Below are 13,596 nucleotides of genomic sequence, written 5' to 3'. Positions count from 1 at the left end.
AACTAATTATATCACCAATAATATACAAGGAGGTATCGATTTGAAAAAACAATCGAATTTATCACGATTAATGGGATATGCCGGAAATTACCGGTATCTCACTTATGCTTCATGGGCACTTTCCGCATTGAGCGCACTCATTGCACTCGTACCGTTTTGGTATCTTTGGAAGATCATCAAAGAGGTTCTGGAGGTCATGCCAGATTTTGCCCTGGCCAAAGACCTTACCCATAACGGCTGGATGGCCGTATTATATGCGGTTTTGTCCATGTTCATTTATATTTCCGGACTTATGTGCTCCCATCTGGCTGCCTTTCGTGTAGCGTCGAATCTTCGCATGGAGACTATGCATCATATTGTCAAACTGCCTTTGGGCTTTGCCGAAAGCTTCGGAAGCGGGAAACTAAGAAAGATCGTAAACGAGTCCAGTGGGGCGACGGAGACCTATCTCGCCCATCAACTTCCCGACAAGGCCGGAGCAATTGCAACTCCTTTAGGCCTTTTGGTTCTTTTATTCGCATTCGACTGGCGCCTTGGACTTTTAAGTCTGCTGCCCGTTCTGCTCGGTTTCCTCATTATGATGAGCATGACCGGCTCAAGAATGCGTAAGAAAATGATGGAATATCAGAACGCTCTGGGAGATATGTCTAACGAAGCCGTGGAATATGTCCGCGGTATTCCCGTCGTCAAGACCTTCGGTCAGACAGTGTTTTCTTTCAAACGCTTTAAAGACTCCATCGACCGTTACAGTGTATGGGTCATCGATTATACTATAAGCTGCAGGCTGCCGATGCTCTTATATACCACCGCAATTAACGGCGTGTTTGCATTTTTGATTGCTGCAGGGCTTATTTTTACCAGAACCGGCGTAACGGAGGAATTCCTTCTGAATCTCCTTTTTTACATCATTATTACACCGGTGATCTCCATAACTCTGACCAAAATTATGTTCCAGAGCGAAAATGCCCTGATTGTGGACGATGCACTTCATCGTATCGACAGCGTACTCGATATGCAGCCACTCTCCCATACAAAGGTTTCCGCGCACCCCGCTTTCAACTCTGTGGAACTTCAGGACGTTACTTACAGCTACGATGGAACAAAAAATGCACTGGAACATATAACGTTAAAAATCGATGCGGGGCAGACAGTGGCTTTCGTAGGTCCCTCCGGCGGCGGCAAGACCACGCTGGCAAATATCGTCAGCCGTTTCTTTGACCCTCAAAGCGGCAGGGTATTGATTGGAGGCGTGGATATTAAGGACATCGATAAAAATGAATTAATGAACACCGTATCCTTCGTCTTTCAGAACAGCCGCCTCATCAAGGCATCCATTCTGGATAATGTGAAAATGAGCAGGCCAAGCGCTACCCGGGAAGAGGTCATGAAGGCCCTTCAAACCGCACAGTGCATGGATATCATCGAAAAATTTCCTAACGGCGTGGATACGGTTATCGGTACGAAGGGCATTTACCTCTCCGGAGGAGAACAGCAGCGTATCGCTATTGCAAGAACTCTCCTCAAGGATTCTCCTATCATCCTGCTGGACGAAGCCACCGCCTTTGCCGATCCCGACAACGAAAGCCGTGTTCAGGCTGCATTTTCTGCGTTGGCAAAAGGACGGACTGTTATCATGATTGCTCATCGTCTATCCACAATTATAGATGCCGACCGTATCTATGTCGTGAAGGATGGTCATATTGTTCAAAATGGTTCCGGCAAAGAGCTTACCGGGACAGACGGCCTGTTCAGGCAGATGTGGAATGACTATCAGACCTCCGTACAATGGAAGGTCTCAAAGGAGGTATAACGGATATGATTAAAAAAATACAAAGAAAATTTGCGTTGTCCGAGCAGGGAGCGAAGGATTTAATCAGGAGTATCCTTGCCAGTACGCTGCAAAATATTTCATTTATGTTTCCGGTCGGATTGCTGTATTATCTGGTAGGGGATTTGCTTAACGGAGGTGTTTCAGGTACCCGGTCCGTGTTTTATATCATCGGAAGCCTCCTGTGTCTGCTGCTCATTTTTGGAATTACAAGAATCCAATATGACGTTACCTACCTCGCCACCTATGTGGAAAGCGGCGTTCGCAGAATATCTCTGGCAGAAAAGCTTCGACAGATTCCACTTTCCTTCTTCGGCAAAAAAGATCTCGCCGATCTGACCAGCACTATCATGGCAGACTGTACCTTTTTGGAAACTGCGTTTTCTCACTTTATTCCCGAACTGTTCGGCTCCATCATATCCACGGTTCTCATCTGTGTCAGCCTCTTTTTCTTCGACTGGCGAATGGCACTTGCCGCACTTTGGGTCGCTCCATTATCCTTCGCAATCGTAGCTTTTTCCGCAAAGGTTCAGGAAAAGCTTAACCAAAAGTCCATGGATGCGAAAATGGCCTGTGCCGACGGAATTCAGGAGTGTCTCGAAACGGTTCAGGATTTGAAGGCTAATAACGCAGAAGACTATTATTTAAGCGGACTGGATGAGAAAATCAAAGCCGTGGAGAAAAGGGCCGTAATCAGCGAGTTCGCCACCGCCTCCTTCGTAACCTCCGCCATGCTGATTCTGAAGCTTGGCATAGCTACCGTGGCTCTCACAGGTTCAGCTTTGTTAATAAACGGCACCTTGGATGTAATGACCTTTTTCTTGTTCCTGCTTGTTGCTTCGAGATTATATGATCCTCTTCAGGGAGCATTGCAGAATCTGGCAGCCGTCATTTCCACCCGTACGAACATTGCCCGTATGAATGAGATCCTCGACCATCCTGTTCAGGAAGGTGTCGACCGTCTGACCAACGAAGGATATGACATTTCATTTGAAAACGTATCCTTTGCTTACAACGCGGGAGAAACAATTTTGAACGGAGTTTCCTTTATTGCCAGGCAGGGCGAGGTTACAGCCTTAGTAGGTCCCTCCGGCGGCGGTAAAACTACCGTTTCCAGACTGGCCTCCCGCTTCTGGGATATAGACAAAGGGAGAATAACAGTAGGCGGCATGGACATATCGAAGATAGAGCCGGAAACACTGTTGTCTCTATTTTCCATCGTGTTCCAAGACGTAACCCTATTCAATAATACGATCATGGAGAATATCCGTATCGGAAAAAAAGATGCCTCCGATGAAGAGGTACTTGCCGCTGCAAAGCTCGCTAACTGCGACGAATTCGCCCTAAAGCTTCCCAAGGGGTATCACTCCGATATCGGAGAAAACGGCTGCGAATTATCAGGAGGAGAACGTCAGCGCATCTCTATCGCAAGGGCATTTTTAAAGAACGCACCTATTATTCTATTGGACGAGGCAACAGCCTCTTTAGATGTGGAAAACGAAACTTCCATTCAAACGGCATTGTCCAGATTGATAAAAAGCAAAACTGTCCTCATTATCGCCCATAGAATGCGAACTGTCGCAGGGGCGGATAAAATCGTCGTACTTTCCGAAGGACGGGTAGCTGAACAAGGCCGTCCCGATGCGCTGTTAAACCAAGAAGGAATTTTCAGTCATATGGTTAAGCTGCAAACAGAAAGCCAGCACTGGACATTGACTTAATTACTTTTTAACCTTATCAAGCAAGTCCCCCTCTTCAATGCCGAAAGGCATACTCGGTGAGTGGGGACTTTCCTGTGCCGGAAGAGGTACAAGCTTGAATTATTCGAACTCAAAGCTCTTGATTCTCTCATACTCTTCCATGGTGATTTCAAGCACAGTCCCGTGCTTGAAACCATAAGGAAAAGAGAACTGAGAGTCTGAGCGCTTAAAAATCCCCCTGGAAATATCCTCACACAGGAATGGAACATATCCCTGTCCTTTTCCCGGCACTCCGTAATAATCTAACATCAGGCACCATCTGCCGTCTTCCAGCCGGAACGCAGTAGGAGCTTCGTACATCCCCGCCTGCAGCTTGCGCATCTCCTCGTCAAAAGCCTCCATCCGCTCAAAAGGACCAATGGGACTTGTCCCCTTTAACAAGATGATCGCGGCCGGATTCTTCTCACTTTTCACAAACAGATAATAGACGCCGTTTTCTTCTATCATACAGGAATCGATAACTCCGCAGTCCCCCTTGCGGTACAAAAGCTCCGGATTGGAAAATTCCTCAAAGTCCCTTGTCCGCGTATAATAGATCGCTTTTTCTCCGTAATCGTTACATATATGAGGAGAGGACCAATGTAAAATATAATCCCCCTTTTCTCTATCCCGAATAATATCAGGTGCCCAGCGGCAGCCGAATTCTTCGCCTCCAAGCGTAATCATCTTCTGCCATGACCAACGGACCAAATCCTCGGATTCCCACATAACAAGCTCACGGCTCCCGTTTCTTCCGATTTCCTCCCAGGAGTTATGGTATTGTCCGGGCATCCCGTAAGCCAGACTCAAATCCGTAGCAAAAATACGGAATTTACCATCCTGTGCCCTTACGATCGTGAAATCCCGTACCCCCTTATCACCTTCATAGCTCCAAAGCACCGGATTCCCTCCGTTCACTTCTTCCCAAGAAAACCCATCCTTACTCAATCCAAAATATACCTGCTCGCCATCCGGCGTCTTCTTTTCCTTAAAATGCACAAACAAATATGCTTTCATTCTTTTTCCCTCCTCTTCTTTATTCCGATATTTTAATTATATATTGGTTTTTATCTTCGGTGCAATCCAAATATGTTTCTTTGAACCTATCCGAATTATTCTTCACTCTAAGCAGTCATTGCTTTCTACGTAACATACCGCCCGCTATACGTCACCGTTTTTATACAGCCGGAAAATTTCCTCAGACTTTTCCTTCAGTCGTGCTCTTAGCTCCTCCGGCTCCAAAACTTCCACCTCATTTCCAAAGCCAAGCAGCAGGGAAAACCACATTCTTTCGTTTTCAGGCACAATAAAGGAATAAAGGAAATCTCCATCCGGATACTCTTCTATGACATTTCCCTTCAGATATTCCCCTACGGCTGTCCGAACGTTTCCTTTGCATCTTAATTTTATCTGATACCGTCTCCTCCCGTCTTCACCCCACTTTTTTTCCAGCAGAACAGCGATATCTGAATGAATTTTTTCAAAGTTTTTTTCCAGAACCTTCAGCTTCTGGATACGGCTCAGCTTGAATATTCGGTAATCCTGTTTATATTTACAATATGCGAACAGATACCACGCATACCATTTGTAAGATAACGCCAGAGGCTCAGTCTCGCGAGCACTGCATACGTTGTCCGCACCGGTATAATCGAATGCGATTACCCGTTTGTCAGCAATAGCCTGTTCGATAGTTTTTAAATACACATCTGTGTTTTCTCCCTCGCGGCATACGCTCAAATCCATGAATATACTTTGATTCTTCGGTGCATTTCCAACGGCCATAACCTTCTCCAGAGTGGCTTCTATCTTCTTATTTTCATAAGCGGAGCACATACCCTTTAAAGAGGAAATAACATTGAGGTAATCGTCCGCCGTCACAATACTTCTGTTTAGCCTGTAAGTGTCGAGAATGGCATAACCGCCGTTTACTCCCACATCCGAAACTACAGGAATTCCGGCCAGTCCAAGGGCATCTATGTCTCTTACAATCGTGCGGGTAGATACCTCGAACCTTTCTGCAAGCTCCTTCGCTGTCACTTTATCCCGGTTCAGAAGATACATGATTATTCCTATCAGACGGTCTATTTTCATATTGTCCGTAACCTTCCTTAAGGCTTATATATCGCCTTAAAATTTATCTCTCATACAACAAGTGTGCTGCGCATTCTGCACGAAGTGCTTTTATCTTATTGGACGTACTTTTCCATAAGATAAAAGCGGCATAATCTAAAATGATTATACCGCCGATGTGTAAAAACATCCAGAAACATTTTCCAATCACATTGTCATAGCATCAGGAACGGTGCTACGAGTTTTCAGATACGCCCTAAGCAAGGATCGCCTTATCGCTGGCGAATTCCTCACCGGAAACAAGCTCGAACTGGTGCAGCAGATCCGCTACCGTAAGCTTCTTCTTCTCTTCCCCTGAAATATTTAGAATCACCCTTCCGTCGTGCATCATAATCAGACGATTGCCGTGAGCTATGGCATCCTTCATATTATGAGTGACCATCAGCGCGGTGAGATGATTCTCTTCAATAATCTGGTCTGTTACGCGAAGTACCTTTTCTGCTGTTTTGGGGTCCAAGGCCGCAGTATGTTCGTCCAAAAGCAATAAATTCGGCTGCTGCAAGGTAGCCATGAGCAGGGTAAGCGCCTGACGCTGGCCCCCGGACAACAGACCCACTTTGGAAGTCATACGATCCTCGAGTCCCAAATCGAGGACCCTCAAAAGCTCTCTATATCTTTCCTTTTCCTGTCTGGTAATTCCCCAGCTCAGCTTCCGGCTTTTACCTCGGCGGGCTGCCAGTGCCAGATTTTCCTCAATCTCCATGCTGGAGGCAGTTCCGGTCATTGGATCCTGAAATACGCGTCCGAGAAAACCTGCCCTCTTATGCTCCGGCAATCCGGTAATGTTCTTCCCATTTAGAAGTATCGCGCCCTTATCCACCGGCCATACGCCTGCAACTGCATTCAGCATGGTGGATTTCCCGGCTCCGTTTCCTCCGATAATCGTACAGAAATCACCTTTATCCAGATGAAGGTCCACTCCGTTGAGAGCCGTCTTTTCGTTGATGGTACCGAGATTGAAAGTTTTATGGATATCTATGATATTTAACATATGCTTAATCCTCCTTATCCTTTCTCGCCTGAAGTGCGGCAAGAGAAGCTTTTGCGGTACGGGCAAAAGAGTTCTTACTCCTGCCCTGAAGATAAGGAACCGCAAGAAATACTGCTACTATAATAGCGGTAAACAGCTTTAAGTCGTTGGAGTTCAGCTTTAACCAGAGCACGATTCCGACTACGACATAATAAATAATGCCGCCCATAACGACGAATACGAGGCGAAGAGCAAAATTCAAACGCTTTCTTAAGATACTCTCGCCAAGCACTTCCCCGATGATAACTGCAGCCAGACCGATGACGATAGCTCCGCGTCCCATATTGATGTCGGAAAACCCCTGATATTGTGCCATCAGACCGCCGGCAAGCCCTACGAGACCATTAGACAGCGCAAGGGCAAGTACCTTCGTAAAATTGATGTTGATTCCGTTAGCCTTGCTCATGGACTGATTGCATCCGGTAGCCCGTATGGAACAGCCCTGCTCAGTACCGAAATACCAATACAGTAGAGCGATCAAAGCCGCTGCAAAAAAACCGCCCACTAAAATCGATTTCGGTATATTCATCAAAGAAACGAGCAGGTTATATTTCTGAGAGCTCAAAGCCATGTTCGCTGCCATACCCATAATATGCAGATTGACGGAATACAGCGCAATCTGCGTCAGAATTCCCGAAAGAATCGGCGGAATGCCGAGAGCAGTATGCAGCAGTCCGGTAACCAGACCCGCCAGAAGACCGGCAAATATTGCCACCAGCAAGGCCGCTGGTATGGGAACGCCAGCTAACGTCAGCATTACGGTAACTGCACCGCCGGTAGCAAAGGATCCGTCAACCGTCAGGTCCGCAAAGTCCAGCAGCCGGAAGGTAACATAAACACCAAGGGCCATAATTCCCCATATAACACCTTGAGCGATACATCCCGGAAGGGCATTCACCAAATTCATCGGATTAAGGGCAGCGAAATAACTCATTTTTATCCTCCTTACAATTTAAGGGGTGTCTTTCCAGCAGGCACCCCTTAGTACACATCTATTTGTTGATTATTCAGCCTCTATAGCGATATAGTTGTCAGGAATAGTGACTCCCAGCTTCTCCGAACGGTCAGCCATATATTTATAAGTGATATTCGGAGAATATTGAATCTCCATTGCGGATATATCAGCACCATTTACCAGTACTTCATAAGCCATTTCTCCGGTAGCATAGCCTAAGTCATAATAACTGATAGACAATGTGGCAACACCGCATCCCTTGCAAATGCCTTCTTCACCGGTGACAATGGGTACTCCCGCAGGCTCCGCCACATTATTGATCGCTTCCGTGCAGGAAGCCGCAGTGTTATCGGTAGGAATAAAAAGCACATCGCTTCCGGAACATGCTGTCTGGGTAACAGAAGCCACGTCATTGGAATCGGCAAAGGTATATTCCGTACAAGTATAACCCATCTCCGTCAAATATCCCTGAATGGTAGATGATTGATATTTAGAATTAGGTTCTGCCGAGCAGTAAAGGATACCGATGTTCTTTGCATCGGGAAACAGTTCCTTGATTATCTCGGCCTGCTTATCCAAAGGCGCAAGGTCAGCGGTTCCGGATACGTTCCTGCCGGTTACGCCCGTCCAGTTATCGATATCCAGAGCGGTAGCATAGTCCGTAACAGAAGTTCCAAGAATCGGAATCGTAGCTGTTGCAGAAGCAGCAGCCTGAACAGCAGACGTTGCATTTCCCATAATCAAATCATAATTACTGGAAACAAACTGGTTTACGATAGTAGCACAGGTCGCGGAATCTCCCGCCGCATTCTGCTCATCGAATACCACCTGATCTCCCAGCTTCTCCGTAAGGGCATCTCTGAATCCCTGAGTAGCCGCATCCAGCGCTTCATGCTGAACCAGCTGAACAATACCTACATTGTATACGGCTCCGGCATCGGTCTGGCTCTCTTCCTTCGCGGGCGTCTGCTCGTCGGTCCCAGCATCTGCTGTTTCCGCAGTATCTGCTGCACCGGTAGAGTCTGCAGTATTCGTGCTGCCGCAGGCAGCAAAGCTGAACGCTATAAGCATCGTTAGCATAAGTACAGAAATCTTTTTCATAATTTTTCCTCCTCAGACATAAGTGTAAAGTTTTAACGCATCAAAGTGCTAAAATATAATACTGTATTATATCATTTATAGGAAGAAAGTCAACTATTTTCATACGTAACGCCTTTATTATTTCTGCTTCTTCCTCATGAGAAAAAAAGCCAAAAGATAACAAACTGCCGTCGTTGCTATTATGAAACCCATACTTCCTGCGAATGTCATTACCTCGTCGCCGAACTTATATACTACTCCGAACTGTTCTTTAATATCCATTACTATATCCGCAGGAATCCCCTCAAAACTTGTCTCCATCACATCTCCCATCATAATCCTTCGAAAGAGGGAAGCGGCATGAGAAACAGGGAATAAACGGATAATCCATTGTACGCCTTCCGGATACATGCCGATAGGAAGATAAATCCCAGTCAAAAAACCGATCAGGGTTCCAAGTATCGTATTTGCTGCCGAAAAAGCGCTGTTTGTTTTGAAGCACATTACAAAGAGAAGCATAAGAGCAGTACTCATCAGATTTGTAATAAATAAAAGAAGGATAAGCGCAAGACATGCCTCCGGCTTTATCAGGCTCCCGCCATCCAAGACGATATACACCTGCGCGATAACAAGCGTAATCAGACTCATAACCATTCCTATAATATAAGAGGCAAGCCAGTATCCCATGAGAAGCTTTGAATTTTTTACCGGGGCCGCTATAAAATCCTTTATTTTTCTGTATTCCTTGTCTATTACAATATTTCCCAGTATGACCAGGCTGGTCGTAACTCCTGTCGTGGCAAGGACTCCGGCCATTACCCAATTATCCATCATCTCTCTGGCTCCGTCGAACATGGAGACTTCCTCCGTCCATACGTCTCCTAAAAACAGTACGTATAATCCTATTTCGATGAGTATCGCCAACATAGAGAAGAATACTGCTGCCTTATCCCTAAAATATAATTTTAAATTCCTCGCAGCAAAAGCTATCATTCTCTTAGCTCCTTTCCTGTAATTCCGATAAACACATCATCCATAGAACCTTTGATTACTGAAAAATCTCTTATCAGTTCCCTGCATTCATCTAAAACAGGCAGTGCGTCCATGGTGCTTTTCAGACATATCTCCAAAAACCCGTTTTTTTTCTCGAAAGAAAGTCCTCTATCCTGTAATTTTTCCTTTACCAGTTCTTCCTCCCTGCACCTTAAGCGCAGCTTATCCTTCGCATATTTCTCTTTCAGTGAAAACGGGGTCCCCCTGGCCACAATCTGCCCATCGTCCACTATCATGCAGTAATCTGCATCCTCAGCCTCTTCCAGATAGTGTGTCGTTAAAAACACCGTCATCTCCTGCTCCTCTTTAAGCTTTTTGATCGTGTCCCACACGCTCTTTCTTGTCTGGGAATCCAGACCAGTGGTTGGTTCATCAAGAAAAAGGACCTTCGGCGTATGAAGAAGCGCCCTCGCAATATCCGCCCTGCGCCTCTGTCCACCGGAAAGTCTTCCGTAATAGCGGTTCATTATTCCAGTAATTTCCGTAATCTCCGCCGCCTGCTTCACCGCCGCAGCGCGCTCACTCTTGTTCATCGGATAAAAACTGGCACGAAGCATCAGATTTTCCTCTACCGTCAGCAATTCATCCATCAGGCTTTCCTGAAAAACAATACCGATGCTCTCTCTTATTCTATCGTCCTCCTTGCCCAGCACATGGCCATCCACCTCTACGACTCCCATATCGGGCATAAGAAAAGTACATATGCTGTTAATTGTTGTGGACTTTCCTGCTCCATTGGGTCCGAGGAAAGCGAACATCTTCCCCTTCTCCACATAAAAGCTTATATCTTTTACCGCCGGGATGTTTCCATAGGACTTCCTTAAGCCTTTTACCTCAATTATGTGTTCCACCTTTATGCCCTCCATACATCATCACACTCTTTGACTTTTTACTCTTTCCGATTATATTCTCTATATCCTCCTACAAAAAGTATTGGAAAAGTGACCTGCTTTTCATAGGCTATAAGATGTAAAAAAAGAAAGGTAAGTGGAATTCATTCATCGCCCTTACGATCTTTTTTTCTTTCCTGAATCCGCATATTCAGTTTCTTTGCCAATTGTAAATCCTTTCGAAAGCCGATGAAACGTACCAGCAAGTATACGGCTAATATTACCAGCACGAGAACGGTTCCCTCCAGTACTCCCTCAAACATCCCCGCCTGATGGGCCGCCGTTAACAGCACGATTTCCAGCAAAAGTATATGAACAATCTGTCGCACGATCCATTGCTTCTCCGTCAGCTCTTTGGGGGAATAAAACACCAGCATCGTAAGGTCGCCCATCAGAGAATAGACAAGCATCCATACGAAATAGCTCAGTCCGAATTCCTCATAGGGATAAAACATACTGTCTCGATACCAGCACCGACTCCTTATTGCCGAGCACGGCCTCAAATCTTCCGCTCAAAGACGGTCTGATAAAGTCTATCTTATCCTCACAATAAAAAAAGGATTTGTTATCCACTACCTCAAAATAGTAAATTTCTTGTAAACGCAGCCTGTGTATTTCCTCTCCCGAGATTCCGGTCAGACTGTTTTGCTGTGCCTTGAGCTTTTGGATAAGGCTTAGCATATCCTCATCGATCTCATGGCATCGAATAACTACCTCTTCCTCTTCTTCCACAGGAATCTCTTTTATAGATATCTTCAAGCAGTCACCCTCTTTCCTTAAACTTTATGGGATGCCCGATATTCCTATCGGATGTATTTATATCATAATTAGGCTGCAATTATCAGTCAAGCACTTTAGAAATTTACTCATTTGCCTTCTCCCTTATTTTTTACTATAATACAAACAAATCTCATGGTTCAGGGAGTGTAAAACCTTGTCAAGCGATGGTAGCTTATAAAAATATAAAATAGGAGCTGAGTGAAATAATGGACGAGAAATATTATGAAGGCAGGCTGTTCGAAAACATAAAGATGTCAGAGGAGACACTGGACGGCTATGAGTTTTATGACTGCGAATTTATAAACTGTACCCTTGAAGAGTGCACTCTTGAAAAATGTCACTTTATGGGCTGTAAATTCCATGGCTGTAATATAATAAGCCTCCAGGCAGAATATACCCAGATGAAGAACGGGGAATTCGCAAAATGCAATTTGGTGGGTGTTCACTGGACCGAATTATTACCCGCGGGAAAAATAGCCGAGCCAATTCATAAGCTGACGGATTGCCTTTTGAAATATAATACATTTATCGATATGAACTTTATGAAGTTTAACTTTTCAGGAAACATAATACAAGATTCTGCGTTCGACGGATGTAATTTAAAAGAAAGTATTTTTAAGGGATGCAAGCTGGAAGCAACTCAGTTTTCCAAATGCGATATGCGCAAAGCTGATTTCCGCGACGCAGCGGGATATCTGATAGATATTTCTTCCAATAAAATGAGGGAGGCGAGGTTCTCATTCCCTGAAGTTTTGAGTTTGCTGAATGAATTGGGAATAGAGGTGAGTTAAACTTTTTCTTGACTTTTTGAACACCGTTCAGTATCATATATTTGAACAATGTTTTATACAATGTTCAATACATATATTTTTTGCATATAATACAGAAAGGGGTGAAAGCTAATATGAAAAATTCCTCCGATATAAAAGAAGCTATCATAGACGCCGCCACCGAACTAATCCAGCAAAGCAGCGGAAATATTACAGAAATTACCACACGCGCTATCGCAGGGAAAGCGAATGTAGGTATTGGGCTGATCAATTATCACTTCCAAAGCAAGGACAATTTGATCACCATCTGCGTCCAGCGAATCATTCAGCAAGTGATCCAAAGCTTTTCATTGGAAGGAAAGACTTATTCAGACGATAAAGAGCGTTTGACTGATTGTGCCGTCCAGGTATTTGATTTTCTTCTCAAAAATCCTGCCATATCCCGGATTTCCATATTAGGAGATTTGTGGGATTACAGATCAGACTGCAATTCAGTAAAGACCCAGAAAGGCTTTATGTTTGCTTTGGATAATAAAATGCCGGAAGCTGACAAAAAAATGCTGTCATTTATTCTTACTGCCGCTATGCAGACTGCATTCTTATGCAGGCAGATAACTAAAGAGTTGTTAGGATATGATTTGGATCATGCTTCGGACAGGACGGCCTTTATTACGGAATTGGTAAAGACTCTGTTTGACGGATTCAAAAAAGAAGGAGGAGAAATTTTATGAATAAGAATATTGGTATTTGTGCCGCTGTCGTCAACTTGTTCTCAGTAATTGGTTTTCTTATTTCCATGTTGGCTTCTTCCTCTTACGGAAGCTATTTTGCAAGTATAGGCATCGCCTTTAGCTTTGTCACAATGATTTGTGTCTTTGCCTGTTATGGAGAAGAAACCTCAAAGGCAGCGGGACTTGCTGCAATTGCCTTCGGCGGAATGTATGCTCTTTGCAACTCCATCGTCTATTTCGTACAGCTTACCAGCGTGCGAAGCGGCAAGCTGACAGGGCAGGCTGCGGTTTTACTCGATTACACCCAATTCGATATGATGTTCAATCTGGATATGCTCGGTTATTGCCTTATGTCAGTATCCACCTTTTTTGCCGGACTGACAATTCAAGCGAAAAACCTGGCTGAGAATTGGCTGAAATGGCTGCTGATCATTCACGGCGTATTTGCCGTCGCCTGCTTTATCGTACCTCTTCTCGGTTTATTCGATACGGCGGCAAACGGAAGCGATACTACAGGCATTCTCATATTGTCATTTTGGTGTATTTATTTTACGCCTATAAGCGCCTTGTCCATTCGCTTCTTTTCCAAAAGAGCCGCCGCATAAAAACA

Annotated in this window: 14 protein-coding genes; 5 read left to right on the top strand and 9 right to left on the bottom strand. The window is 44.8% G+C overall.

Annotated elements, in window-relative coordinates; genetic code table 11:
• The first annotated feature begins 40 nt into the window (after window positions 1-40).
• Together V6984_RS07910 and V6984_RS07905 are read left to right on the top strand one after the other, a co-directional pair.
• Window positions 41-1,810 carry an ABC transporter ATP-binding protein gene (locus V6984_RS07910; protein ID WP_342759237.1) on the top strand — a complete coding sequence of 590 codons (1,770 nt, stop codon included), beginning with the start codon at window positions 41-43 and terminating at the stop codon, window positions 1,808-1,810.
• A 5-nt stretch (window positions 1,811-1,815) separates the two neighbouring features.
• Window positions 1,816-3,549 (top strand): ABC transporter ATP-binding protein, encoded by a 1,734-nt coding sequence (locus tag V6984_RS07905; RefSeq protein WP_342759236.1) that lies wholly within the window; start codon window positions 1,816-1,818, stop codon window positions 3,547-3,549.
• 99 nt (window positions 3,550-3,648) lie between these two features.
• On the opposite strand, the gene V6984_RS07900 is transcribed toward V6984_RS07905, so the two are convergent.
• The 9 genes from V6984_RS07900 to V6984_RS07860 all read right to left on the bottom strand — a co-directional run bounded on the left by V6984_RS07900 (window position 3,649) and on the right by V6984_RS07860 (window position 11,464).
• Complete coding sequence (locus V6984_RS07900; RefSeq protein ID WP_342759235.1) at window positions 3,649-4,584, bottom strand: glycoside hydrolase family 43 protein; 936 nt, start codon at window positions 4,582-4,584, stop codon at window positions 3,649-3,651.
• 144 nt (window positions 4,585-4,728) lie between these two features.
• On the bottom strand, window positions 4,729-5,658 hold the full coding sequence (locus V6984_RS07895; RefSeq protein WP_342759234.1) for a YafY family protein: 930 nt from the start codon (window positions 5,656-5,658) through the stop codon (window positions 4,729-4,731).
• Between the two features lie 235 nt (window positions 5,659-5,893).
• The gene (locus V6984_RS07890) at window positions 5,894-6,688 is read right to left on the bottom strand and encodes an ABC transporter ATP-binding protein (RefSeq protein ID WP_342759233.1); all 795 of its coding nucleotides are present in this window, start codon (window positions 6,686-6,688) and stop codon (window positions 5,894-5,896) included.
• Window positions 6,689-6,692: 4 nt separating this feature from the next.
• Window positions 6,693-7,661 carry an ABC transporter permease gene (locus V6984_RS07885; RefSeq protein WP_342759231.1) on the bottom strand — a complete coding sequence of 323 codons (969 nt, stop codon included), beginning with the start codon at window positions 7,659-7,661 and terminating at the stop codon, window positions 6,693-6,695.
• Window positions 7,662-7,730: 69 nt separating this feature from the next.
• Window positions 7,731-8,783 carry an ABC transporter substrate-binding protein gene (locus V6984_RS07880; RefSeq protein WP_342759230.1) on the bottom strand — a complete coding sequence of 351 codons (1,053 nt, stop codon included), beginning with the start codon at window positions 8,781-8,783 and terminating at the stop codon, window positions 7,731-7,733.
• A gap of 117 nt (window positions 8,784-8,900) precedes the next feature.
• Window positions 8,901-9,755, bottom strand: coding sequence for an ABC transporter permease (locus V6984_RS07875; protein ID WP_342759229.1), 855 nt, complete (start codon window positions 9,753-9,755; stop codon window positions 8,901-8,903).
• Entirely contained in the window at window positions 9,752-10,666 is a 915-nt protein-coding gene (locus V6984_RS07870; protein ID WP_342759228.1) for an ABC transporter ATP-binding protein, read from the bottom strand. The genes V6984_RS07875 and V6984_RS07870 overlap by 4 nt, the downstream gene beginning before the upstream one ends.
• Window positions 10,667-10,809: 143 nt before the next feature.
• On the bottom strand, window positions 10,810-11,160 hold the full coding sequence (locus V6984_RS07865; protein ID WP_342759227.1) for a hypothetical protein: 351 nt from the start codon (window positions 11,158-11,160) through the stop codon (window positions 10,810-10,812).
• The gene (locus V6984_RS07860) at window positions 11,144-11,464 is read right to left on the bottom strand and encodes a hypothetical protein (protein WP_342759226.1); all 321 of its coding nucleotides are present in this window, start codon (window positions 11,462-11,464) and stop codon (window positions 11,144-11,146) included. The genes V6984_RS07865 and V6984_RS07860 overlap by 17 nt, the downstream gene beginning before the upstream one ends.
• A gap of 227 nt (window positions 11,465-11,691) precedes the next feature.
• On the opposite strand from V6984_RS07860, the gene V6984_RS07855 reads away from it, so the two are divergent.
• From V6984_RS07855 to V6984_RS07845, 3 genes are all read left to right on the top strand, one after another.
• Window positions 11,692-12,276, top strand: coding sequence for a pentapeptide repeat-containing protein (locus V6984_RS07855; protein WP_342759225.1), 585 nt, complete (start codon window positions 11,692-11,694; stop codon window positions 12,274-12,276).
• Between the two features lie 113 nt (window positions 12,277-12,389).
• Window positions 12,390-12,986, top strand: coding sequence for a TetR/AcrR family transcriptional regulator (locus V6984_RS07850; protein ID WP_342759224.1), 597 nt, complete (start codon window positions 12,390-12,392; stop codon window positions 12,984-12,986).
• Complete coding sequence (locus V6984_RS07845; RefSeq protein ID WP_342759223.1) at window positions 12,983-13,591, top strand: hypothetical protein; 609 nt, start codon at window positions 12,983-12,985, stop codon at window positions 13,589-13,591. Before V6984_RS07850 ends, V6984_RS07845 begins: the two co-directional genes overlap by 4 nt.
• Window positions 13,592-13,596: the final 5 nt, after the last annotated feature.

The organism is Kineothrix sp. IPX-CK, from assembly GCF_039134705.1.
In the GTDB taxonomy this organism is placed as follows: domain Bacteria; phylum Bacillota; class Clostridia; order Lachnospirales; family Lachnospiraceae; genus Kineothrix; species Kineothrix sedimenti.
This window is presented reverse-complemented; position numbering and strand designations above follow the sequence as displayed.

Coding starts and splice junctions, on each gene's coding strand:
- V6984_RS07905 (WP_342759236.1), top strand. CDS start 1,816: ATGATTAAAAAAATACAAAGAAAATTTGCGTTGTCCGAGCAGGGAGCG.
- V6984_RS07900 (WP_342759235.1), bottom strand. CDS start 4,584: ATGAAAGCATATTTGTTTGTGCATTTTAAGGAAAAGAAGACGCCGGAT.
- V6984_RS07895 (WP_342759234.1), bottom strand. CDS start 5,658: ATGAAAATAGACCGTCTGATAGGAATAATCATGTATCTTCTGAACCGG.
- V6984_RS07890 (WP_342759233.1), bottom strand. CDS start 6,688: ATGTTAAATATCATAGATATCCATAAAACTTTCAATCTCGGTACCATC.
- V6984_RS07885 (WP_342759231.1), bottom strand. CDS start 7,661: ATGAGTTATTTCGCTGCCCTTAATCCGATGAATTTGGTGAATGCCCTT.
- V6984_RS07880 (WP_342759230.1), bottom strand. CDS start 8,783: ATGAAAAAGATTTCTGTACTTATGCTAACGATGCTTATAGCGTTCAGC.
- V6984_RS07875 (WP_342759229.1), bottom strand. CDS start 9,755: ATGATAGCTTTTGCTGCGAGGAATTTAAAATTATATTTTAGGGATAAG.
- V6984_RS07865 (WP_342759227.1), bottom strand. CDS start 11,160: ATGTTTTATCCCTATGAGGAATTCGGACTGAGCTATTTCGTATGGATG.
- V6984_RS07855 (WP_342759225.1), top strand. CDS start 11,692: ATGGACGAGAAATATTATGAAGGCAGGCTGTTCGAAAACATAAAGATG.
- V6984_RS07850 (WP_342759224.1), top strand. CDS start 12,390: ATGAAAAATTCCTCCGATATAAAAGAAGCTATCATAGACGCCGCCACC.
- V6984_RS07845 (WP_342759223.1), top strand. CDS start 12,983: ATGAATAAGAATATTGGTATTTGTGCCGCTGTCGTCAACTTGTTCTCA.